This window comes from Bradyrhizobium sp. Mp19, assembly GCF_029952935.1.
In the GTDB taxonomy this organism is placed as follows: domain Bacteria; phylum Pseudomonadota; class Alphaproteobacteria; order Rhizobiales; family Xanthobacteraceae; genus Bradyrhizobium; species Bradyrhizobium elkanii.
The window spans coordinates 375916-398111 of record NZ_JASAUT010000001.1; the positions used below are offsets into that span (position 1 = coordinate 375916).

The window sequence follows — 22196 nt, forward strand, 5'->3', positions numbered from 1 at the left end:
GCGCAATCACATCAGCACGGGCAGGAAGCCCAAGAGCGGGCTTGCCGCGTCCAGCGGTTCCACGCCGGTCCATTCGGTCTCCGCCGCATTGGCGGCCGCCGGCGCCGCGTCGAGTTCATCGCCGAGCGGGAGCCGCTTGGCGTAAGGTGCCGCAAACAACTGCACGCCGCGGTCGTTGATCGCGAACATCGGCGTGAAGTTGCCGAGTTCGCCGTCGTCGATCAGTTCGGAGCGGCGGCTGTCCAGGATCAGCCAATGGCCATCCAGGCGCGCCGCCAGCACGGCATGATCCTGACGGATGGCGCGATCGCGGCCCAGCACGAGGCGCAGATCCTCGCGCGGGAAGCCGGCTTCGCTGAGCGCGATGTATTTTGCGATCGCATAGTCCTCGCAGTCGCCCTTGCCGGTCGCAAAGGTGGCGAGCGGGGCGGTCCAGCGGTCAGGCTCGCCGTGCTGGGCGAAGTCGCTGACATAGCGGATCGCCTGGTTGACGGCGCGGTTGGCCTCATCCAGCCGGTCGCGTCCGGATTTGGACTTGACCGCGCCGATCAGGCGAAGGAATTGCGCGGCTTGCGATGGGCAGCCGGCGGCGCTCTCCCGGCATTGCTCGAGCACGCTCTGCTCCCTTGCGAGATCGGATTCGAGGCCGCGCCATTTGCGCCACAGGCCGTTTTCCGGTGCGCGGAAGGTGAACAGGCCAAACGGCTCGGCGCCGACACGCGGAAGCGGCTTTGCCGCGGGCACCGCGTCGGTCGCGGTATTTGGCGGCGTGAGCGAGGCGGTGCGAATGGCGTTCGGACCACGTCCGCGCTGCCGGTCGAGCTTGGCCAGGACGTCGGCGATGGTGAAGAAGGTGGCAGGCGGCCGGTTCGACGCGGCGTCCGCGGCGGGCGCGAGCTCGCCGGCGGGTTTTCCGAGAGAGAGCTCGTCCGCGGCAAACGCGGCAGGCGTGGCGCAAAGACCGATTGTCAGTGCAGCCGCGGCCACGACCGCCGACGAAGCAAACTTCAGCGACTTCATATGACGTCCCCAATGTCGGGGACCGTCAACGTCTGTGCGTCGATCTGCGTCCCCGCTGTTATCGGGACGCAAACTGGCGCCTTGGCCGCTTAAGCGGAGTTAAGTGGAGGGGGCCGCCACCTCGAATGACGAAAAGGCGGTCAATCCGGGGTTTGCCGGTTCGTTCGAAATTGAACGAACCGAGGTCACGATCGGTTAACCACGGAATCCGTGGCCCCGGTCAGCGTTCGCGCAGGGCCTCGTCACGCAGCAGGCGGGCGGGCTTCACGATGTAGTCCAGCACGGATTTCTCGCCGGTCAGGACCTCGACCGTGGTCACCATGCCCGGAATGATCGGCAGCGGATGCTGCTCGGTGCCGAGATGGTTCTTATCGGTACGCACCATGACCCGGTAGAAGGTCTCCTGGCGTTCGGTCTTTTCCGCCTTGTCGTCGACGATGGTGTCGGCGCTGATGCGTTCGACCTTACCCTTCAGCGATCCGTAGACCGAGGAATCATAGGCGCTGATCTTCACCACCGCGTCCTGGTCGGGACGGATAAACGCGATGTCCTGGGGACGAATCCGGCCTTCCACCAGCAGCGTGTCGTCCAGCGGCACGATGTCCATCAGGTTGGCGCCCGGCTGCACGACGGCACCGATGGTACTGATGTTCAGTTTGTTGACGATGCCATGGACCGGCGCCCTCAGATCCGTGCGGCGCACCCGGTCCTGGGCGGACTTGATATTCTCGTCGAGGACGGCGAGGTCGGCACGTGATTTGGCGAGGTCCTCGTCGGCCTGCGAGCGGAACGATGCGGTGATGTTCGCGATCTTCGATTGCGCTTCGGCCAGCTGTCCCTTCATCTCGGTCGCCTGCCGATCAAGTCGCAGCATCTCGATCTCCGGCACGACCTTCTGCTCATACAGCCTGCGCGTCAGGGTCTGCTCGCGCTCCAGGAGTTTGAGGGAGCCGGTGAGGCGAGTGACCTGCTGGTTGAGGACGTCGATATCCTGCGCGACCTTCTGACCCCGCATCTTGAACACGCTGGTCTCGGTTGCGACGGCGGCGGGAACCATCTTGTCGAGATCATCCGGGAAGGTGATTTCGGCTCGGCCGCGGGCCTCGGTGTCGAGGCGGGCCACCCGCGCCGCCATCGCCGCGCGGCGCTCGCGGATTTCGCCGAACTCGGAAGCAAATTTCGTATCATCGATGCGCATCAGGGACTGGCCCTGCTGAACGATGTCGCCTTCCCGGATCAGGATGTCGCCGACGATTCCGCCTTCGAGCGATTGAACCACCTGCATCTGCCGCGACGGCACGACACGGCCGCTGCCGCGCTTGACCTCGTCCAGCACGGCAAAATGAGCCCAGATCAGGAACGTCGCAAGCAGCGCGCACGAGGTCCACAGCAGCATGCGGGAGGTGCGCGGCGTGCGCAGCAGCGCCGCGGACCGGATATCATTTGCAAATGTGAAATCGGAAGACGCCATAATGTATTTGCTCGTTATGCGGATTTCGGCTGAATCGTATTCTCCGGCGACGGGGCCGCGGACGCCGGCCGGCCCTGGAGCAGGGCGAGCACCTTGTCGCGCGGGCCGTCGGCAACCAGGCGGCCATTGTCGAACAGCAGCAAGCGATCGACCATGTTCAGCAATGACAGGCGATGGGTGGAAATGATGATGGTCATGCGATCATCATTGAGCCCCTTGAGCCGCTCAAGGAATTCCTGTTCACTGCGAATATCGAAGTGCGCCGTCGGCTCGTCGAGAAAGAGCACGCGAGGCTTGCGGATCAAAACCCGCGCGAGCCCGATGGCCTGCTTCTGGCCGCCCGACAGGCTGCGGCCGCCTTCCGAGATGGGCATGTCATAGCCCATCGGATGGCCGGCGATGAAGCTTTCGACGCCGGAGAGCCGCGCGGCAAGCAGGACTTCCTCGTCGGTCGCTTCCGGTTTGCCAAGGGCGATGTTGTCGCGCAGCTTGCCGAAGAACAGGTCGGTATCCTGCATCGCAAAGCCGATGCCGGCGCGCAGGTCCGAGGGATCGTATTGGCGCGAGTCGACGCCATCGACCAGGATGCGGCCTTCCTTCGGTTCGTAAAATCCGAGCAGCAACCTGCCGACCGTGGTCTTGCCAGATCCCACCCTGCCGATGATGCCGACCTTCTCTCCGCCCTCGATCTTGAAGCTGACCTTTTCGAGCGCGTTACCGGGCGCGTTGGGGTAGGCGAACGACACGTTCTCGAAGGCGACCTTGCCGTCTTCGATTCGTCTTGTGACATAGGACCGGGTCGGCGACCGTTCCCGCTCGATCGACATGATGCGGTCGATCGCCTTGAGGGCCGTGATCGTCTGCGTTCCCTTGGTGATCACCGAGGCGATCCCGGCGATCGGCGCCAGAACACGTCCGGCGAGCATGTTTGCGGCGACCAGCGCGCCGACGCTCAGCTTGCCGTCGAGGATCAGGAAAATGCCGACGATGACGAGGAGCAGGCTTGTGATCTGCTGGGCCGTGCTCGCGCTCGTCAGCGACATCGACGACCAGAAATGAACGTCCTCGCCGGATCGGGCGGTCGCGGCAACCGATCGTTCCCACAAGGTCTGCATGCGGGCCTCGGCGCCGGTCGCACGGACGGTTTCGAGGCCGGACAGGGACTCGACCAGCACACCGTGCCGGGCGGCGGATTCGGCCTGCAGCCGCTTGATGGCGCGATCGAGCGGGCGTTGCAGCAGGAAGCCGATCAGCATGACCAGCGGCAGCATGATCAGCGGGATCCAGGCCAGCGGTCCGGCGATGAGGAACAGCACCCCAACGAAGAGAATGGCGAACAGCAGGTCGGTCGCCGAAACCACGCTTCCGGAGGTGAAGAACTCGCGCACGGAGTCGAAGTCCCGGAGCTGATTGGCCAGGATGCCAACCGAAGTCGGCCGCTGCGCCATCTTCACCGACATCACATGCTCGAAGATGTTCGCCGCCAGCACGACGTCGATGGTCTTGCCGGTCACGTCGATCATGCGGCTGCGGACCATGCGGAAGATGAAATCGAAGACGATGCCGAGCCCCATGCCGATCGAGAGCGCGATCAGGGAGGGGATCGCCCCGTTGGGGATGACGCGGTCATAGACGCTCATCGTGAACAGCGGTGTCGCCAGCGCGAGGATGTTGGTCAGAAAGGCCGCGACCGCGATGTGCCCGTAGCTGCGCCAATGCGTCTTCACCACCGACCAGAACCAGTGGCTCTTGGGGATGTCGCCTGCGGCGACGGCGCGCGCATCGGCCTGCGGCGCGCTTCTCACCAGGAACGCATAGCCGGTATAGTCCGTGGCGAGCGAGGTGATGTCGGCGACGCGCGGGCTGTTCGGCGTCGCCGGATCAACGACCTTGATCGACTTGTTCGTCGGGTCCACACCCAGAAGGATCAGCGCGGAGCCGTTCTTCATGACGAGGACGGCCGGCAGGACCAGCGCGGGAATGTCTGAAATGTCGCGCTTGACGGCCTCGGTCTCCAGACCGGCGCGTCTGGCCGCGCGGTCGTAGAGCGAGACGGACAGGCATCCGTCCGTGATCGGAAGTCCGCCGAGGAGAGCTTCGCGGCTGACCGCGCGGCCGTGATGGGCGGCGAGATAAGTCAACGATGCGGTGAGGGGATCGTCGCCCAGCGCGCGTCGCCTGTTTGTCGCGGCAGGCTTTGAGGTTGAGTCATCCGGCGAGGGGCGGACGGCGTCGGCCGCCGCGCTGGGGGTTCGAAACAACAACTGAAACCTCGACAAGCAAAATGGAAATGCAGCAATCGCATTAGATTTCGGGCAGACTACAACAAACAGCGAACAAATTCAGCGAAACTTATCTTAACGATTAATAAGGAATCGAAAGGGCCCCGACTCGGGGCCCTTTCGGCAGTCCTGTCCTGAGCTTGTTGGCGGTCGCTATCGAGCGGAGCTCGGGAAGGCCGACAGCAGCCAGTGGGGCTTGGTCGACGCATAGGAGCTCGCGTTCGCCGTGACCGACGGATCCGCGTAAATGACGTTCGGGCCGTCCGCAGCGGTCTTTTGCTGCTGCATCCATTCCGCTGAACCGGGCACCGCTGCAGTCGTCGTCGCGCCGGTGAAGCGGTCCGCAAAGCCAACATCCTTCGGCTGGGCTGCCGCATAGGTCTTGGCGGGACGGGCGACAGGCGCCGGAACGGCGACGCGCAGCGGCTCGGACCCGGTTTGCGGGAGGTTCACGCGAAGCGTCGGGAACGAGTAGCGGGGCAGGCCAATCGAAAGCATGTCCGTCGGCGCAGCATCGACCGGGGGCGGAGCCTTCAGGTACTCGATCAAGGTGCCCATCGCGGCCAGCAGCTGATAGTCGGCGAAAACCACGACGCCGCGGGCTGAGGTGAGCGAGACCGACGCGTTGAAGAACTGGTTCTGCGCGTTCAAGAGGTCGATCAGCGAACGCTGGCCGAGTTCGTATTCCTTCTGGAACGCCACGATGGTCTTGCGGTCCGCTTCCAGCTGACGCGTCAAAGCGGCGATGCGCGTGACCGTAATCGTACGGGCATTCCACGCCTTGTCGATCGACTCATACGCGTCACGCTGCAAGCGCGCGTGGCGCATGGTGGCTTCGGTAAACCGCTCGGCCTTCTCCGACCTGTTCCAGGCATCCTGGCCGCCGCGGAAGATGTCCCACGACATCACAACCTTGCCGCTGTAGTCCTCATGCGTAATGGAGGGAGTTCCTGGGGTCGCCACGTAAGGGTAGGAGTTGTCGTAATGGGTTGCCCGTCCCTCGAGATAGAATTTCGGGCCGAATGTGCCGTCCGTGGCCTTGAACGCATGCTTGGCGGCGTCGGCGTCGGACTGTGCCGCCGCGATCGTCGAATTGAACCGGAGGGTGGTCGCCAGCGCTTCGTCGCGGCTGTGCGGCAATCCCGCGAGAGGAGCAGGGAAGCGAACATTGATCGGCTCGAGGCCAACCGTCTTGCGGTACTTCGCCCTGGCGTCATCCAGGCTGCGCTGGAATTCGGCGAGTGCCGCGCGGGCGGCCTCGACGCGCTCGCGGGCTTGCTCCAGGTCGCCTTCGCCGGCCCGGCCGCCCGAGAAGCGGGAGTTCACGTTTGAAAAGATCTTCTCGTGATTGGCGACGTTTTGCTGGGCAAGACTGACCAGCCGCATGTAGCGCACGACGTCGATGTAGCCTTCGGCGGCGTCGAGGGCCAAGAGCTCGGTTCTCTCCTTGACGCGGGAGGCAGCTGCATTGACGCGCGCGGTCTGGCGCCAGACGTCATAGATCGACGAAAAACCGTCCCACAGCAGCTGGCGCACCACGACCGATTCCTGACTGCCATTGCGCCATGGTCCTGAACCAACTGTCGGCGCCGACTGAATGTTCGGGGTAATGAAGCCCGGCGATTGATCGAATTTTTCCGGGCCGTAGCTGGCGTCAATGCGCACCTGCGGCAGCAGTGTGCTTTGGGTTTGCCGTAGCTCGCTTTCCGTCGCCCGCCGGTTCGCCGAAGCCTCGCCGATACCCGGGTTGGTCTGCATGGCCTGGCGTAGAGCATCATTAATAGAAAAAACCTCGGCACATGCTGGCGTTGCCGCCAGGCATAGGCACGCAATGACCGTGTATGCCGACTTCATAATCTCCGCCCCCAAACTCACAAAAATATTACGTAGAATCCTCCGAAGGGTACCAAAGGACAGTTCCTCGACCTATGACATTTCAGCCACACAGGCGCCCTAAGTGGGGCCGAACCATCGAGTTCCCGTGCGAGCAAATCCAAGCATTTTTAATAAAATTCAATGATTTACCTGACATTTTATGGTCATGCGAGCTGGTGCCGAGCCGCAACACCGGGGACTGGAACATGAAAGATCAGTTAAGCCTGTCTTAAGGTTGGCGGCGGCCGGCTACTGCTGACGACAGGTTGCCATGTAGGTCGCAACGAAGGGTGCGGCCTTGGTGTCCGCGGCGGGGCCCCCCAGCCGGCTGGTTAACTTGTAGAGCGATTTGTCGCCAAAATAGAACCGGAAGATCTCGGCCGTGGTGTCGTCCACGCGGGTCGCGAAGATCGACGCGTCGGAACGGCGGGCGGCCGCAAAGACGTAGGTTGTGAGCTTGGCTCCTCCCTTGCCTTCTGCCGCGACAGATGTCCCCCAGGTGACCGTGAAGGTGTCGCCATCGATCACGACGGCGGGCCGGACCGTATCGAGATCGTCATCGATCCACTGGGCGTCACCGCCTTTGCCTGACGGGCCGAGCTCGACCCGTTTGCCCCGCGGCGTGTCGCAGGTGAACCGGGAAGGTTCGGCGATCGCAGCGCTCGTCGCCGCCAAGAACAACAACAGGCAGCCGACCGACCTCCACATGGGTGTTACCCTCTGTTTCGTTGTTTGGGGGATAGTGATGTCAGCGCCCGACTCGCGCAACTCGGTGATTTACGGACAAACAGAGCCGTCCTTTTGCTTCCTCGCCGGAAGAGGCGCCCGCGATTTCACTCGGGCGCGATCGGGTGCGCTGGACGTTCGATCGATGCCCTGAGGCTTTCGAGCTCGAGGAAGACGTCAGCTTGCCTGCGAAGCTCGTCGGCGATCATGGGAGGCTTGGTTCGGATGCTGGAAACGACTGTCACACGGACACCAGCCCGCCTGACAGCTTCGACAACGGCGCGCAAATCACCGTCGCCAGAGAACAGGTACGCGTGGTCGATGCGGTGCGCAATTTCCAATGCGTCGACCGCGAGCTCGATGCCGATGCTGCGCTTCATTCGCCGCCGCCCTTCGCCGTCATCGTGGGTTTTGGCTAACTTTCTCCTGACCGCATATCCGTTGTAATCGAGCCAATCCACCAGCGGCCGAAGGCTGCTGAACTCGTCGTCGTCTCTCACGACCGTGTAGAAGTAGGCGCGCACGATCTGTCCATGCCTGCCGAACTCCGAGAGCAGTCGCCGGAAATCGATTTCGAAGCCGAGGTTCTTGACGGTGGTGTGCAGGTTCGCACCATCAATGAAAAGTGCAATGCGATCGGCCATCTCAAATCCCCATGACGCCCGGATCAGTCACTGTATGCTGTGGTTCTAAAATTCCACGGGCGCATCGTGGGTGAGCACCCTAGCTGAAATGGCTAATCCTAGAGCAAGGGCTTGGCCGGGAAGAAGCGGAAATTTTCGCCAAACGCCGACACGGTTCTCATCGGGCGCACGCGCCGATCCGACAGCATCGCAGCAACGCCGGCAACCGACGAGCGCAGGCGAAAGATTGGTTTGTCAAACAAGGCCGATCATTCGACGAGATGAGATCCGGCGCGCTCGCCGACGATGCTGCGCCGATAGTGCAGCGCAGCGGCGCTATCATGCGGGCCGCCAGTGCGCCAGGTCGCTATTGCGCAAACAGCTAAATTGTATCTAAAATCAATCAGCTGGGGTCGGTGCGATTTCGTACCGAGCCATTTTTGAAGACGTCATTTTTGCCAATACGAATTGTTTGCCACGGTGGAGAGCGCGCTTCTGCGTCCCTGATTGCACAGACATTTCGTTCTCGCTGGCAGAACGCGACGCATGGCGGCACATCTGTTGCGCCAACCGGAGACCCGATGGTGCATCGGGATGGACGGGCTTGGCCGAAGCGCGCGCGATGCCTGGTCATTGTCGCGCTCTGCATCCTGCTGTCCTGTTGCGGCGCCCCTCGCCAGGTCATCGAAAAGGAGGCGGGACCGGTAGCGGAGCCAACAACGGAGACGGCAACAGCGCCCACAGAGCCGGCACCAGCGGCGACCACGATACCGGAGGTGACACCGGTACCGACGGCGGCAGCGGTCAACCTGAGCGGAGCGCTCGCGGAATGCCGGAGCGCGTTTCCGGATCAGATCGCGCAAGCCGTGGCGCGGGCGTCCTGCGTGATCAAGGCGACCGATCTCGTCCGGCCGCTGCTGCCGTTTCCCGAACTGCTCGACCGCGAGAATGCGCTGCGCAAGGCGCTGGCCGAGCAGGTTCAGACAAGAACGATGTCGCTGCTCGAGCGCAACATCCAGATCCAGAAGCTTCATTCGCAGCTCCTCGAAGAGGAGCGCAGCAGGCTATCGGCGGCGCCGGCGGACGCGAGCAAGCCGCCGCTGGCGGTCACGCAGTGGCGGCAATCCAATGGGGAGAGTTGCGGCCGGCTCGGAGGGGATTCCGGGACCTGCTACTAAAACGAGCAATCCTGCAAACGGCTATCGGGGGGAATGGAACCGGATTGTGACACCGTCACCTCTGAGGTCGTTGTGGCGATAGCGTCACGTCCGACGCGATCACCGTATTCGCACGGAGCAGCGCAATTGAAATGTCGTGAAATAACGAAAGTCCTATATTTTAAGGGGTTTCGTGCGTCGTCCTCGGAGCAACTTACCGAGAAGAAGGTGTGCGCCGTTACGCCAGTAGGGTTAATAAACGATTACCAATCGACAGTTTTCTCGCGACGCATTATAAGAAAATGCTAGTTGGCACCCCGGATTTTGCCCCCCGCCAACGTATTGCGTAAATTTCATCGTAAAAGGGATATTTTCCTATGTTGAAACTCTACATCCAGACCACCGAAGCCTTCAAGCGTCTGCGCTCCGACAAGGACGGCGTTGTGTCGTTCGAGTACGTGATCGTTGCCGCTTGCATCGTCGCCGCCGTCTCTGCTGCCTTCGGTACGGGTACCGCCAGCGGCATCGGCTCGGTTCTGAACGCCTCCATCACCACGATCGCGAGCAAGGTCGCCACCGCAGTCTCCGCTTAACTCCGGATGTTGAATGCTGTTGGCAGATTCTTGCTGTCAACAGCGGTCAACCGGATTGCGATGTGCGCGAGCCTTAAGGAGGCTTTCTCCTATGTTGCAGTCATACATCAAGATCACAGAAGGATTGAAGCGTCTGCGCACGGACAAGGACGGCGTTGTGTCGTTCGAGTACGTGATCGTCGCCGCCTGCATCGTCGCCGCCGTTTCCGCGGCGTTCGGTACGGGTACTGCGAGCGGCATCGGTAGTGTTCTGACCACCTCGCTCACTTCGATCGGCACCGCGGTTGCCAACGCGGTTAGCGCTTAAGTCCAGAGGGACGGCGCCCCGGAGGGGGGCATTATTTTGTGCCCCCCGCCATTTTTCTAAGGCGATTATTTCATGAATTGGATTGCGTCCACGACCTCGTGTCTGGAAATCGCATTGTTGTTGTATGTCGCAACGATCGATATCGCGACACGGTTGATCCGAAACGAAATTTGTCTGGCGCTGGCGTTCCTTGGGATCGTCGGCCAATTGGCCAGTCCGATGCAGATCGGCCAGTCGCTGATCGTTGCCGCAATCCTGTTCCTCGTGCTCTTCGTGATCTATCTGCGCGGAGCGATCGGCGGTGGCGACGTCAAGTTGCTGGTTGCCCTGGCGATCGGTCTGCCGCTGACCGGCGTGATTGAACTGTTGACGGCAACCGCACTGGCCGGCGGCGTTCTGGCCGCGGTGCATCTGATGATGCGCCGTCTGCCACAACCGAAGCTGGCGCCCGCCGGATCGTCGCTGATGCGCCGGGTCTACGCGGTCGAGCGCTGGCGTCATTTGCGACATGCACCGCTGCCCTACGGGGTCGCCATCGCATGCGGCGGTATCTGGGCCATTTTGAGCAAAGGAATTTGACATGTCGTCCGCTCTCCGCGTCTCGATCATCATGGTGCTGCTGCTTGCGGCTACGGCGCTTGGAATGATCGCCTATAGCATGAACCGACCCCAAGACCCGGTCGTTGCGCAGGCAGTCGAAGAGAAGCCTGTGCCTGTGCCTGCGGCTGCGACGGTCGGCTACTTTGTTACGACACGCCCGCTTTCGAAGGGAACGCTGGCGCGGGACGAAGATTTCGCAGTGCGCCAGACGGCACCGAACCGTGTCCCCGCGGGGGCGATCCTCGAAACGCCTGACTCCAAGGCCGGGCTGCCCGGTTCGCTGGTTCGCAAGTTCGTCGACGCCGGCAGCGTCATTACTCTGGACGACATCCTGCGTCCGAAGGATCGCGGCTTCCTTGCCAGCGTCCTGGCGCCGGACAGCCGCGCCATCAGCATCAAGGTCGACGAGGAGACCGGTGTGTCCGGTCTGATCAGGCCGGGCGACAATGTCGACGTGGTGCTGACCCAGGTGTTCGAGAAGACGGCTCCGGTGAAGCGTGCCGTCAGCGAAACCGTTCTGTCCAATGTGCGCGTGATCGCGATCGACCAGGAGATTGCGCAAGGCGGGCGTCCGATCACCAATGCCGTCCCAGGCAAGACGGCGCAGACCGTGTCGCTGGAGCTCAAGCCGGATCAGGTCAAGAAGGTGGCCGTCGCAAAGCAGCTCGGAACGCTGTCGCTCGTCATCCGCGCTGCGGCCGAGCAGTGGGACAAGGCCGACACGAGTGTAACGTCCAGCTGCGATGTATCGCCGGAGCTGGCGCGCCAGAGTGCAGTCGCCGGCCAGAGCACGACGGTCGCGATCTATACCGGTAGCGAGGTCAAGCAATATTCGGTCAGGAGACAGGATTTTGACGACGACGCCCGCGCGGGCTGCGAGGTGCCGTCCGAGCTCGATCGTCAGACCACAGCGGCAGCGAGTGACGTCGGCAAGGCACCGGAGAAACGTTGATGAGTGCGAACATGGCAGTGGTGGAACAACCCGAAGAGACGACGTCTCTTGTCGCGCGCAACCGCATCGTCTGCTTCGTCAACGACGAGCTGAGCGCGGCGGCCCTTCGCAAGGGTCTCGACGGCAGCAACCTGGTGATCCGGCGCGGCACCATCCGTCATGCGACACGCATGCTCGAGACCGACACCGATCTGTACGCGCTGGTGACCGACATCAGCGGGATCGATGATCCCTTCACCGAACTGGAACGCCTCGCCAGTGTCTGTCCGCCCGATGTGAAGGTGGCCCTGATTGGAGACAACAGGGAGATCGTCTTCTACCGCGAGCTGATGGAGATCGGCCTTGCTGAATACCTGCCGACGCCGATCACCAGGGATATGGTGCTCGACCAGCTGCGTCCCAAGCTGATCGGCGACGCCGCGCCGGCCCAGAATGACCGCGGCGGGCACGTGGTGTCGATCTGTGGCGCGCAGGGCGGCGCCGGCGCGACCAGCGTCGCGATCAACCTCGCGCTGCAACTGGCTGAAACCACCAAGGCGAAGGTGGCGCTGCTCGACCTGCATCTGCAGGGCGGCGAGACCGCGGTGATGCTGGGTGTTCGTCCGGGACCCGGCCTCCGCATCGCCCTTGAAAACCCGATGCGGGCCGACACGCTGTTTCTCGAACGGGCCGCGATCGAGGTGAACGATCGGGTCTGCCTGATTTCCGGCGACGAGGAGCTCGATGCGAAGCTCGACATCACCGAAGCCGGCGTGCGGCACGTGCTGGGCCTGCTCCGTCAGCGGTTCAACTACGTCGTTGTCGATGTGCCGGTGCCGTTCCCGGCATCGATCTATCCGGTCATTCAGATGTCCCGTCATGTGCTGGTGCTGCTGGAGGCCGAAGTAACCGGCCTGCGCAATGCTCACGCGCTGCGCAACGCCGTCACCAACATCGCGGGCAAGGATCGCGTGTTTACCCTGCTCAACCGTGCCGACCGCGCCGGCGGTCTGCCGAGGGCGACGATCGTCAAGGCGCTGGGCGCCGAACCGGACATGATCATCCCGGATCTCGGCAAGGGAATGACCCAGGCGGTCAACCTCGGCGTTCCGGCTCTCAAGCACGTATCCGGGCTGCGGCGTCACCTCGCTCCGATCGTACGGGAAATCACCGGCGTTGGTGCCAAGAAAAAGGCCGGGTGGAAGAGGTGGCTCGGGCTATGAAAAAGTTCGGCAGGCGCGCAGACGAAATGCCAGTGCGGATGCCCGCAGCGGTGCCGGACGCCCCGGCGGCGGCACCAAGCGCGCGGCCGGTGCCGCCGCCCTTGCCGCCGGCGGAGCCGAGCGTGGCGTCACCGGCGTCCAGCCTGTTTGCATCGGCGCCGAAGCATGAAGAACCTGCGACACACCATCCGGTGATGTCGGCATCCCTGCGCGAACGGGTCATCGAGCAGATCGAGCCGTCGGTGGCCGCGACCGTTCCCCGCGACGTCCTGCGGCGGCAAATCGAGGAAATCATCCACGGCATCGCCAACCAGGAGCGGCTGGAGCTGTCGGGTCGCGAGCAGCTCTTCCTTGCGGAGGAGATCGCGGACGACATGACCGGCTACGGGCCGCTGCGTCCGCTTCTGCTGGATGAGACGATAAACGACATCATGATCAACGGGCCGAGCAACGTCTATGTCGAGCGGGCCGGCAAGCTGGAGCGGGTCGCGGTCCGGTTTCGCGACAATGACCATATCGCCTCCGTCGCACAGAAGATCGCTTCGCAAGTCGGCCGGCGGGTGGATGAATCCAGCCCGATGGTGGACTGCCGTCTGCCGGACGGCAGCCGCGTCAACATCATCCTGCCGCCGCTGGCGATCCACAGCCCCTGCATCTCGATTCGAAAATTTCCGAACCGGCGTCTCAACATCGCCGGGATGATCGAAAACGGCTCGATGACCGCCGCGCTCGGACAGCTGCTGGAGATCGCGTCCCGCTGCCGGCTCAACGTCCTGGTCTCCGGAGGCACCGGTTCCGGCAAGACGACGCTGCTGAACGCCTTGAGTCAGTTCATCGACCATAGCGAGCGCATCGTCACGATCGAGGACGCGGCGGAGCTGCAGCTTCAGCAGCCGCACGTGATCAGCCTGGAGACCCGTCCGGCCAGCCTCGAGGGCACCGGCCAGGTCACGCAGCGCGACCTTCTGTGGAACGCACTTCGTATGCGTCCGGACCGCATCGTGGTCGGTGAGGTGCGCGGCGCGGAGGCGTTCGACATGCTGCAGGCGATGAACACCGGCCATGATGGATCGATCTCCACCGTTCACGCCAACAGTACCCGCGATGCTCTGACCCGCGTGGAGAACATGGTGCAGATGGGGCAGGTCAATCTGCCGTCGCGCGCAATCCGCTCCCAGATCGTTGCCGCCCTGGATCTCATTGTTCAAGTCGAGCGCATGCGCGACGGCCAGCGCCGCATCGTGCAGATCAGCGAGGTGATCGGCCTCGAGGGCGAGGTGATCACCACCAACGACATCGCGTTGTTCGAGTACAAGGACGAGGATGTCCAAGGGCGGATATCCGGCACCTACCGCTCCACCAATGCGGTTCCGAAGTTCAAGAGCCGCCTCGTCTATTACGGGCTCGATCGGGCCTGGGCAGAAGCGATGAGGCACATCTGATGTCGACGCCCTTGATCATCGTCCTGGTGCTGCTGCTGTGTGCTGGGGCAAACACGCTTTGGCTCGACGCACGACAGAGACGAATGGACCGCCAGCTCGAGATTGCGCTGCCGACGGCTGAAGCCGCTGCCTTGGTGTCCATCCGTCGCGCGGCCAAGACGTCGCGTTGGCGTGCGCTCCAGCGCTTCGCCAATTATCGCCCTGATATGGTGTACGTCGTACGGCCGGTCTATGTGCTGCTTGCAGGGGGAATGGCAGCCGCAGGAATTCTCTACGTCAATGGATTCCTGAGGTTCCCTGGCTCCTATGGAGCCATTGCGGCTGTCGGCGTCGCCATCCTGGTCGTGCGCGGTCTGTTCGGATGGCAGCAACAACGCTTTGCAAATCAGCTCTTCCAGCAGCTTCCCGATGCGGTCCAGCTGGTAACGAGCACTGTCCGGTCCGGACTGCCCGTCCACGAAGCATTTCGCACCATCGCCCGCGAGATGCCGCAACCGACATCCGGGCAATTTGCCATCGTCTGTAGCGAACTGAATCTGGGCCGGTCGCCCGAGGAAGCCGTCGAGGAGATCTATCAGCGAACGCAGGTGTCGGAGTATGCGATGTTTGCGGTAACCCTCGCGGTGCAATTGAAGACCGGCGGCAGCCTGGCGGAAACACTGCAGACGCTGGGCGAGACCGTGAGTCAGCGGGTTGCGCTGGCGGCGCGTGCGAAGGCCTTGGCAGGAGAGGTCATCTTTTCATCGCGTGCGCTTACCTGTGCGCCGGTCGTGATCGGCGGGCTGCTTTACCTGATCAATCCGCAGTCGGTCGATCTGCTGTTGTTCGATCCGCAAGGAAACGTGCTTCTCGCTTATGCGGCGTGCTCGGTCCTGATCGGGCATTTCGTGATCCGTTGGATGGTCAGAAGGGAAACCACCCTATGACGGCTGTTCTCGGCTTTGCCACGCTTGCCGTCGCACTCGCGGCCGCGACCTTCCTGCTGGTCATTCGCGAGATACATCTCCGCACCTTGGACACGCGGGTCTCGAATGCCGTGCTGGGCATCTCCGATCGATCGAATTCGAAGGATCTGATCGGTTGGCTTTCATCGGTCGGCATGCGCTACAGGCGCTACTACGCCCAGGAGAATCTCGACCAGCTGAGGATGGTTCTTCAGTCGGCCGGGTTCAATCACTATCGAACCCTGCCGATCTGGATCGGCTTCAAGACGGTCAGCACTTTTGCGTTGCCGATCGCGGCTTTCTCCATTTCGCAGATTCTTGCACGACCGTTCACCGACGTGATGATCTTCACGCTGCTTGGCCTGGCGTTTGGAATCATGATTCCGCGCCTGATCTTGCTGGTCGTGAAGCGACGCTTCGATGCGGCGATCCGGCTCGGCACGCCCGATACCATCGATCTGCTGGTGGTTTGCAGCGAAGCCGGCATGGGCCTGGAGAGCGCGATCGAGCGCGTGGCGGAAGAGATGCGGGAGACCAATCCCGCCATCACCCACGTGCTGCGCGGTCTTCTCGATGATCTCCGGATCCTGCCGAACCGTGCCGATGCCTTCGAGAAGCTCGCGTCCACGTCGGAGGGCCTCCGTCGCTTCGGCACCATGGTCAGCCAGAGCCTGCAATATGGCACGCCGCTCAGTCAGGCGCTGCGCAGCATCGCAGTCGACCTGCGCCGGGAACGCATCACTAAGCTCGAAGAGCGGGCGCACAAATTGGGCGCCAAGCTGACCGTTCCGATGGTGCTGTTTTTGCTTCCGGCGATGTTCGTCATTCTGGGCGGAAGCCCGTTCCTTCATTTGATCCGTACATTCTCCAATCTCGGTAATTGAGCCATGAGTGCAGCTGCAATGAGCCTTTCGACGAACCTGGCCTACGATCGGGCGACCCGATTCCTGGGCAGCGCATGGTTCCTTCTGTTGGCACTTGCCGTGACGACCAATCTTGCGAAGACGGGGGAGCCATGGCCGTCGCTCGTCTCGAACTTTCTTGTCGCGGTGTTTTACCTGATGCTGGCGCTGCTGATCCTGATCCGCGGGCCCGCAAAGGCGCAGGCCGAAGGCCTGCTGCCGAGGGTTGCGGCGTTCGTCGGCACATACTGGCCATGGACGATCACGTTTTTCGAGAAGACCGAGGGCGCATTGCCGAACCTGTTGTCCGCGGTTTGCGTGCTGACCGGCATGATCATGATCCTCGTGACCGTTCGTCATCTCGGACGGTCGTTCAGCCTGGTGCCACAGGCGCGTTCGGTGGTGCAAACCGGACCGTACCGGTGGATCAAGCATCCGCTCTATCTGTCGGAAGAGATCGTGTTCCTTGGTGTCGTGCTGCAGCATCTGAGCTGGATGACCGTGGGCCTGCTGATTCTGCACATCTGCATCCAGGTCTGGCGAATTCACTACGAGGAGGACGTGCTTCGGCGCACGCTTCCTGAATATTCCAGCTACGAGGCGTCGCGCTGGAGATTGATTCCCTATGTCTGGTGAGCGGTCATGCAGAGCTGGAAAAGCCGTGTGAGCGGCAAGCGTTCCCTGATCGCGGATCGACGCGGCGCCGTCGCGTTCGAGATGCTGTTCGTTTTCGCTTTCCTGTTCCTGGTTATTCTGCTGCCGCTTGCCGATCTTGCGCTGGCGGGCTTTCAATACATCCAGGCGCTCGCGGCGCTGCGCGGGTTCGGACAGTCCATCCAGTACTCGCCGCCGGGCGACGTCACGAACGCGTCCACTTGGGCAGCGGCCGCGCTCGCCAAGGCCGATTCCCGTTATCCGATCCCCAGCATCCAGCTGATCTGCGGCGAGAGCAATGCTGTCTGCGATTCGACAAATTCTGATCCTTCGCAGCCGAAGTACTACGTGTATTCAACGACGATCACGTTGTCGCCAATGGTGTTGAGGTCTGCGATCTGCACCAGCACCAATAGCAATCCCTGCTCGTTCACGCTGACCTATTCGGAACGGTTTCAATGAGGTGGTCCATGCGCAACATGCTTCATTGCCGTCGCGGCTCGGCCGCGTTCGCAACCGTGATTGCGTTGATCCCGTTGATCGGAATGATGGCGCTCGGCGGTGAAGCCGGATCCTGGTATGTCACCCAGCAACGCGCCCAGGGTGCGGCTGATGCGGCCGCCTACGCCGGTGCCTTGCGGCTCGCGTGCGACAGCGCTCCGCAGCCGGGCACGACCTGCAACAACACCCAGACGTATGATTACCGTGGCAAGCAGGCGGCGGCCCAGAACACGTTTTGCAATTCCGGCGACACCGCCTATCCCGGCTCCAGATGTGTGGCGACCAGCGGCGTCACGCGGACCGTCCAGGTCGCCTCGCTGACGTCGTGGAACGGGGTAGCGGGGACTTACGTTCAGGCTACCATCAGCCAGCAGCAGCCGGGATATCTGGCTCAGGTGCTTGGCTTGTCGACGGTTACTATCGCCGCGACGGCGGTCGCCAAGCTCGATAGCCTGGCGAAGCCTCCATGCGTGCTGGCGTTGAAGGACCCCGTCACCTTCCAGGGTAGCGCTACGGTCTCGTCGGCAACGTGCGGTATTTCGTCGGACAGCAGCGCGTCGAACGCGGTCGGCTTCATCGGCAATTCGGGTATCTCGGTGAATGCGCCGAGCTACACGGTCGGCGGTTGCTCCCAGACAGGCGGAAGTCAATGCACGGGCGTGCAAACCTATCAGCAACCGATCCCTGATCCGCTGAGTGCAGTCAACACCGCGCTGTCTGCGTTGAAGGCGTCAAATTTCGCGAACAACATCAACAACGCCGCACCGCAGCCATATGAGACATGCAGCTGTTACAATACCAATCCGTCGTTCAGCCCCACCACCGTATTAAACGGCACGTACTATTTTTCGGGGAACATTACTATCAACGGCAATCCGATCATCACGGGAACGGCTACCTTGATATTTTTCGGAACCGGTACATCGCTCAAATTTACAGGGAATCCCACGATCCAGCTTACGGCAATGAAGTCGCCTACGGGGCCGTCGGTCTTGTCAGCATCGGTGTTGGCCCTGATGAAAGATCTTCTGCTCTACGATGGTGAGAGCTATACGAAGCAAGGCGTCAACATCAGTGGCACTTCGACCAGCTATTTCAATGGCACGGTCTATATCCCGAATGCCCCCGTGACATACGGAGGCAACAGCTCGTCGAGTTCCCCGGCTACTGGCTGCTATCAGGTCATAGCCTACGCGGTGACTTTCCAGGGCAATACGACACTGGACAACAGTAAGTGTACGTCGGATGGGGCAGCAAAGCCCAACGTTCAAACCGTGCGCTTGGTGCAGTGATGAAAAGGCTCGATCAGCGCGGGGTGGCGGCTCTCGAGTTCTGTCTCATCGCCGTTCCCTTGTTCACCCTGATCTTCACAGTCTTTGATTTCGGCCGATACGCGATCACGATGCAATCGTTGCGCCTGCTTGCGGATGCCGGCGCCCGGGCGAACATGATCACCTGCTACACGCCCGCCGTGTTGGCGTCCAATTCACCATCCACCTGTACCGGTGACTATCTGACGGATGCGCAGAAGCAGGCCGTTGCTCCGTTCCTGTATGGCGCCAGTCTCACGCCCACCGTGACCACGACGGCGGGCGCCTCGGCGCTGACGGTGACGGCGTCCCAGTCGGGCTTCGCCATGATCATGCCGATCTGGGGCACGTCATTGAACGCGCCAAGCGCGTCCACCACGATTCCGTTCTGAGCAGAGCCCGATTCGGCGAGGCTGATCGGCGGCGCCGGCCTGGGCGGCCGCCAGGGTGGCTCGGCCCGTTGGGCGGGCCGGCGAATAGCCCGGGCGGGCTACGGAAGTGGTGCGCGCTGGCAACAACGGGGAGTTTTCTCCGGGGTTGCCGCGGCCGGGCGGACCTCTTTCCTTGCAATCGAGGCGCGTGGCAGGGGATGATCCCAGAGCCGCCATTAGCGGCCTTGCGACCCGGCTGAGTGCTCGGTGCGCCGGGAGATGGGAATTTTCGCGAGTAACGATTTGTAGTCGGACAGACTGTAAGCTCTACGACGTGCTGGACGAACGGGAGTGATCGGGACGCCGAGGTCGTAGGTTTACGGGGATCGTCGCGGAGACGCGGCGAAGGGGATTGGCATGATGGGAAGTCGCGTTTCGGTCGATGCGGGACTTGGGCTGGTTGCCTTGAGCGCGATGGCGTTTGGCGCTGCGATCGCCCTGTTTCATTTCACCGATCCTGCTGCCGCCGCGGACCGGCGGGCGCCGTCGTCCAGCGGCGTCTTCGTCAGCGAGATGAGCGACGTCCAGCGCGTCAAGGTCACGATCAACAAGTCGCGCACCTTCAGGGTCGATACGGCGTTCTCGTCGATCGTCGCGGGCTCGCCCGAAATCGCCGACGTGAAGTCGCTGAGCGACCACCTGATCTACGTCCAGGGCAAGAAGACCGGCACCACCAACGTCATCCTGTTCGACAGCTCGATGAAGCAGATCGGCATTCTCGATGTCGAGGTGACGCTCGATATCGGCAATTTGCAGCAGAACATCCAGTCCGGCACCGGCACACGCGGCATTCGCGTGTCCTCCTCCGAAGGGCAGGTGGTGCTGAGCGGAATGGCGGCCGATGCCGTCGCCGCCGAGCGGGCGATGACGATTGCCCAGGGCAGCGTTCCCAAGGACGCCATCGTGGTCAATGCCATGAGCGTTGCGGCACCACAGCAGGTGATGCTCGAGGTGCGTTTCCTCGAGGTGAGCCGCGAGGCGGGACGCGATCTCGGCGTGAACCTTTGGGCGGCCAACGCTAACGGGACCAATGTCGCCAATTCAGGGTTGGGCTCTGCCACGGCGAGGCGTGTCGCTATCGGTGGGAACTCAATAAACAGCAATCAAAACGTGACTATTACCGGAACAAATCCATCGGTTACCGACACAACCACAACGAGTACCAATAATGTGGGTGCCTATCCGACTGGCAGTCTTCCGGTGCTCGGAACGATCGGAACGCTTATTGGTTCCGCCGGCGGCGTAGCCGCGCCCCCGTTCGGAAGCTTGTTGACGAGCATTCTTCGAACCAGCAACGGCAGTTCGGTAGACCTTCTGATTACCGCACTGGAAACCAAAGGGCTGGCCCGTCGACTGGCGGAGCCGAATTTGACCACGCTGTCGGGCGATGCTGCGCGATTCCTGGCAGGCGGCGAGATCCCGGTGCCGGTCGCCTCGTCGCCGGTCCCGGGCGCACTGCCGACCGTGAGCATCGACTACAAGAAGTTCGGCGTCGAACTGGCCTTTGTGCCAACCGTGCTGTCGCGCGGGGTGATCAATCTCCGCGTCGAGCCCTCGGTCAGCGAGCTTGATTTTACCAACGCGGTGAGCATCGCCGGAACGACCATCCCGGCGCTGACCCGCCGTGACGCACGCACCACGGTCGAGTTGCGCGATGGCCAGAGCTTTGCCATCGCCGGCCTCTTGCAGACCCGCAACCGACAGGACGTCTCGCAACTGCCCTGGATCGGCTCGGTGCCGGTGCTCGGATCCCTGTTCAGCAGCAAGTCGTACCAGCAGCAGGAGACCGATCTCGTCATCATCGTGACGCCGCGCCTGGTCGCGCCGGCGGCACCCGGCCAGCAGCTGGCGTCGCCGCTCGATTCCCGCCTGCCAGCCAATGACGTCGATTTCTTCCTCAATGGCCAGATGGAAGTGCGCAAGCGTTACGACGACTACGTCAATTCCGGCGGCGACGTGAAGGGACCCTATGGTCACATCATCGCGCCAAACGCTGTTGTACCGGCTCCGCCACCGGCCGTCGGTGCGAACCAGCCGGTCGTGAAGACCTTGAACTAGGGGAGGCGAGAGATGACCGTCAGATACCTCGCTCTGCTCGCGCCCTTCCTGCTCGGCGGCTGCTACGGCGTTTATGGGCATGACGAGATGGACCGCTACGTGCAGCGGTCCGACACCATCACGATGAGCGCCGGCAACGCCAAAGAGGTCAACGCCGTCACGCACACGATCCATCCATGGCCGGCCAATGTCGGCGATCGCAGGATCGCGTACGACGCGCGGCGTACAAACGGTGCCGTACAGCGCTATGGCACTCAGCAACGCCCGCTCGATCAGCTTCCCGACATGGGCGATCCGACCAAGGCGATGGGCCAGCCGCCGCCCGTCACCACAATTCAGAACGTCAACACGACCGGATTGGGCGCAGGGACCGGAGGATCGGTGGCCGTCGGGGTCGGAGGCGGCGGCAGGTAATGTCCTTTGGCTTCGGCCAGGTGCCGGGGCCGGGATTCGGAAGGGAAGTGCGACGTTAGGTTTCGGCGGGCCTCGGTATTTCGGTCGTGCCGTCTGTTTTCGTAGGTAGTTTTGGGATGGATCTTCGAATGGTGCTGGGGATGCGCTGGACTTGGGGAAGCGGGCGAGGATTGTATCGCCTCGCGCCAGCGTTGATCTGTTGCGGCTTGGCGACCGGCCTTGGGGCCTGTGACTACACGACGCGGGAAGCTGCGATCGTTGCGCCCGTGGATCCTCCGGGCGGCGACCCCGTGCAGGAGCCGACCGACGTCAAATACTATCCCTCCGACGAGCCGGTGCGGATGGGACTCGAGCACTACAACCGCGGCAATTACGGAATCTCGCAGCGCTATTTCAAGGAGGCGGTCGAGAAGGCGCCGAAGGACGTGACGGCCTGGGTCGGCCTCGCGGCGAGCTATGACAAGCTGCGCCGCTTCGATCTTGCCGATCAGGCCTATGCGCAGGCGATCCGGCTTGGCGGCGAGACCGTCCAGATCCTCAACGATCAGGGCTATTCCCTCATGCTGCGCGGCAATCTGAGCGGCGCGCGGCGGAAGTTCGAGAAGGCGTATTCGCTCGATCCGGGCAATCCTGTCATCGCCAACAACCTCGAGCTTCTCAACGGCAGCCGGAAGTTCATCGAACGGCCGCCGAACAATCAGCCGTAGGTTGACAGCGGTTCACGAGCCTCTG

General features: G+C 62.4%; 22 protein-coding genes. 16 read left to right on the forward strand and 6 right to left on the reverse strand.

The features are described 5' to 3' along the window. Positions 1–6 precede the first annotated feature (6 nt). The 6 genes from QJT82_RS01665 to QJT82_RS01690 form a co-directional block, all read right to left on the reverse strand. Positions 7–1020, reverse strand: a complete 1014-nt coding sequence (locus QJT82_RS01665) for a transglutaminase-like cysteine peptidase (RefSeq protein ID WP_028345100.1) — start codon at positions 1018–1020, stop codon at positions 7–9. A 220-nt stretch (positions 1021–1240) separates the two neighbouring features. Then, entirely contained in the window at positions 1241–2491 is a 1251-nt protein-coding gene (locus tag QJT82_RS01670; RefSeq protein ID WP_028345099.1) for an HlyD family type I secretion periplasmic adaptor subunit, read from the reverse strand. Between the two features lie 14 nt (positions 2492–2505). Continuing rightward, entirely contained in the window at positions 2506–4659 is a 2154-nt protein-coding gene (locus tag QJT82_RS01675) for a type I secretion system permease/ATPase (protein ID WP_035634375.1), read from the reverse strand. A 267-nt stretch (positions 4660–4926) separates the two neighbouring features. Further along, on the reverse strand, positions 4927–6627 hold the full coding sequence (locus QJT82_RS01680; RefSeq protein ID WP_028345097.1) for a TolC family outer membrane protein: 1701 nt from the start codon (positions 6625–6627) through the stop codon (positions 4927–4929). 270 nt (positions 6628–6897) lie between these two features. After that, positions 6898–7356, reverse strand: a complete 459-nt coding sequence (locus QJT82_RS01685) for a hypothetical protein (protein WP_028345096.1) — start codon at positions 7354–7356, stop codon at positions 6898–6900. Positions 7357–7481: 125 nt separating this feature from the next. Further along, positions 7482–8018 (reverse strand): NYN domain-containing protein, encoded by a 537-nt coding sequence (locus QJT82_RS01690; protein WP_028345095.1) that lies wholly within the window; start codon positions 8016–8018, stop codon positions 7482–7484. 755 nt (positions 8019–8773) lie between these two features. Between QJT82_RS01690 and QJT82_RS01695 the strand changes: the two genes are divergently transcribed. The 16 genes from QJT82_RS01695 (at position 8774) to QJT82_RS01770 (ending at position 22171) form a co-directional block, all read left to right on the forward strand. Continuing rightward, complete coding sequence (locus tag QJT82_RS01695; RefSeq protein ID WP_028345094.1) at positions 8774–9175, forward strand: hypothetical protein; 402 nt, start codon at positions 8774–8776, stop codon at positions 9173–9175. A gap of 356 nt (positions 9176–9531) precedes the next feature. Continuing rightward, the gene (locus QJT82_RS01700; protein WP_028334082.1) at positions 9532–9747 is read left to right on the forward strand and encodes a hypothetical protein; all 216 of its coding nucleotides are present in this window, start codon (positions 9532–9534) and stop codon (positions 9745–9747) included. Positions 9748–9838: 91 nt separating this feature from the next. Further along, positions 9839–10054 (forward strand): hypothetical protein, encoded by a 216-nt coding sequence (locus tag QJT82_RS01705; protein ID WP_028345093.1) that lies wholly within the window; start codon positions 9839–9841, stop codon positions 10052–10054. Positions 10055–10126: 72 nt separating this feature from the next. Next, complete coding sequence (locus tag QJT82_RS01710; protein WP_028345092.1) at positions 10127–10633, forward strand: A24 family peptidase; 507 nt, start codon at positions 10127–10129, stop codon at positions 10631–10633. Position 10634: 1 nt separating this feature from the next. Beyond that, the gene (gene cpaB, locus QJT82_RS01715) at positions 10635–11606 is read left to right on the forward strand and encodes a Flp pilus assembly protein CpaB (protein WP_028345091.1); all 972 of its coding nucleotides are present in this window, start codon (positions 10635–10637) and stop codon (positions 11604–11606) included. A 170-nt stretch (positions 11607–11776) separates the two neighbouring features. Beyond that, a complete protein-coding gene (locus QJT82_RS01720) occupies positions 11777–12808 on the forward strand; it encodes an AAA family ATPase (protein ID WP_245288957.1) in 1032 nt (343 codons plus the stop codon). Further along, entirely contained in the window at positions 12805–14250 is a 1446-nt protein-coding gene (locus QJT82_RS01725) for a CpaF family protein (RefSeq protein ID WP_028345089.1), read from the forward strand. Before QJT82_RS01720 ends, QJT82_RS01725 begins: the two co-directional genes overlap by 4 nt. After that, the gene (locus tag QJT82_RS01730) at positions 14250–15176 is read left to right on the forward strand and encodes a type II secretion system F family protein (RefSeq protein ID WP_035634250.1); all 927 of its coding nucleotides are present in this window, start codon (positions 14250–14252) and stop codon (positions 15174–15176) included. Before QJT82_RS01725 ends, QJT82_RS01730 begins: the two co-directional genes overlap by 1 nt. Further along, a complete protein-coding gene (locus QJT82_RS01735) occupies positions 15173–16078 on the forward strand; it encodes a type II secretion system F family protein (protein WP_028345087.1) in 906 nt (301 codons plus the stop codon). The genes QJT82_RS01730 and QJT82_RS01735 overlap by 4 nt, the downstream gene beginning before the upstream one ends. Before the next feature lie 18 nt (positions 16079–16096). Continuing rightward, on the forward strand, positions 16097–16732 hold the full coding sequence (locus QJT82_RS01740) for a methyltransferase (RefSeq protein WP_245288956.1): 636 nt from the start codon (positions 16097–16099) through the stop codon (positions 16730–16732). An 81-nt stretch (positions 16733–16813) separates the two neighbouring features. Further along, on the forward strand, positions 16814–17212 hold the full coding sequence (locus QJT82_RS01745) for a hypothetical protein (protein WP_155258866.1): 399 nt from the start codon (positions 16814–16816) through the stop codon (positions 17210–17212). Positions 17213–17220: 8 nt separating this feature from the next. After that, complete coding sequence (locus QJT82_RS01750; protein WP_196238268.1) at positions 17221–18543, forward strand: pilus assembly protein TadG-related protein; 1323 nt, start codon at positions 17221–17223, stop codon at positions 18541–18543. Next, positions 18543–18953: a TadE family protein gene (locus QJT82_RS01755; protein WP_245288955.1), complete on the forward strand. Its 411-nt coding sequence runs from the start codon at positions 18543–18545 to the stop codon at positions 18951–18953. The genes QJT82_RS01750 and QJT82_RS01755 overlap by 1 nt, the downstream gene beginning before the upstream one ends. Positions 18954–19349: 396 nt before the next feature. Then, on the forward strand, positions 19350–21050 hold the full coding sequence (locus QJT82_RS01760; RefSeq protein WP_028345082.1) for a type II and III secretion system protein family protein: 1701 nt from the start codon (positions 19350–19352) through the stop codon (positions 21048–21050). Positions 21051–21062: 12 nt separating this feature from the next. Continuing rightward, positions 21063–21464: a hypothetical protein gene (locus QJT82_RS01765; protein ID WP_028345081.1), complete on the forward strand. Its 402-nt coding sequence runs from the start codon at positions 21063–21065 to the stop codon at positions 21462–21464. 266 nt (positions 21465–21730) lie between these two features. Further along, a complete protein-coding gene (locus QJT82_RS01770) occupies positions 21731–22171 on the forward strand; it encodes a tetratricopeptide repeat protein (protein ID WP_281446617.1) in 441 nt (146 codons plus the stop codon). Positions 22172–22196 lie beyond the last annotated feature (25 nt).

What these genes read in the sequence shown, in the direction of transcription:
- QJT82_RS01665 (WP_028345100.1), bottom strand. Translation starts at nt 1,020, where the DNA reads ATGAAGTCGCTGAAGTTTGCTTCGTCGGCGGTCGTGGCCGCGGCTGCA.
- QJT82_RS01670 (WP_028345099.1), bottom strand. Translation starts at nt 2,491, where the DNA reads ATGGCGTCTTCCGATTTCACATTTGCAAATGATATCCGGTCCGCGGCG.
- QJT82_RS01680 (WP_028345097.1), bottom strand. Translation starts at nt 6,627, where the DNA reads ATGAAGTCGGCATACACGGTCATTGCGTGCCTATGCCTGGCGGCAACG.
- QJT82_RS01685 (WP_028345096.1), bottom strand. Translation starts at nt 7,356, where the DNA reads ATGTGGAGGTCGGTCGGCTGCCTGTTGTTGTTCTTGGCGGCGACGAGC.
- QJT82_RS01690 (WP_028345095.1), bottom strand. Translation starts at nt 8,018, where the DNA reads ATGGCCGATCGCATTGCACTTTTCATTGATGGTGCGAACCTGCACACC.
- QJT82_RS01700 (WP_028334082.1), top strand. Translation starts at nt 9,532, where the DNA reads ATGTTGAAACTCTACATCCAGACCACCGAAGCCTTCAAGCGTCTGCGC.
- QJT82_RS01705 (WP_028345093.1), top strand. Translation starts at nt 9,839, where the DNA reads ATGTTGCAGTCATACATCAAGATCACAGAAGGATTGAAGCGTCTGCGC.
- QJT82_RS01710 (WP_028345092.1), top strand. Translation starts at nt 10,127, where the DNA reads ATGAATTGGATTGCGTCCACGACCTCGTGTCTGGAAATCGCATTGTTG.
- cpaB (WP_028345091.1), top strand. Translation starts at nt 10,635, where the DNA reads ATGTCGTCCGCTCTCCGCGTCTCGATCATCATGGTGCTGCTGCTTGCG.
- QJT82_RS01720 (WP_245288957.1), top strand. Translation starts at nt 11,777, where the DNA reads ATGCTCGAGACCGACACCGATCTGTACGCGCTGGTGACCGACATCAGC.
- QJT82_RS01725 (WP_028345089.1), top strand. Translation starts at nt 12,805, where the DNA reads ATGAAAAAGTTCGGCAGGCGCGCAGACGAAATGCCAGTGCGGATGCCC.
- QJT82_RS01730 (WP_035634250.1), top strand. Translation starts at nt 14,250, where the DNA reads ATGTCGACGCCCTTGATCATCGTCCTGGTGCTGCTGCTGTGTGCTGGG.
- QJT82_RS01735 (WP_028345087.1), top strand. Translation starts at nt 15,173, where the DNA reads ATGACGGCTGTTCTCGGCTTTGCCACGCTTGCCGTCGCACTCGCGGCC.
- QJT82_RS01740 (WP_245288956.1), top strand. Translation starts at nt 16,097, where the DNA reads ATGAGCCTTTCGACGAACCTGGCCTACGATCGGGCGACCCGATTCCTG.
- QJT82_RS01745 (WP_155258866.1), top strand. Translation starts at nt 16,814, where the DNA reads ATGCTGTTCGTTTTCGCTTTCCTGTTCCTGGTTATTCTGCTGCCGCTT.
- QJT82_RS01750 (WP_196238268.1), top strand. Translation starts at nt 17,221, where the DNA reads ATGCGCAACATGCTTCATTGCCGTCGCGGCTCGGCCGCGTTCGCAACC.
- QJT82_RS01755 (WP_245288955.1), top strand. Translation starts at nt 18,543, where the DNA reads ATGAAAAGGCTCGATCAGCGCGGGGTGGCGGCTCTCGAGTTCTGTCTC.
- QJT82_RS01760 (WP_028345082.1), top strand. Translation starts at nt 19,350, where the DNA reads ATGATGGGAAGTCGCGTTTCGGTCGATGCGGGACTTGGGCTGGTTGCC.
- QJT82_RS01765 (WP_028345081.1), top strand. Translation starts at nt 21,063, where the DNA reads ATGACCGTCAGATACCTCGCTCTGCTCGCGCCCTTCCTGCTCGGCGGC.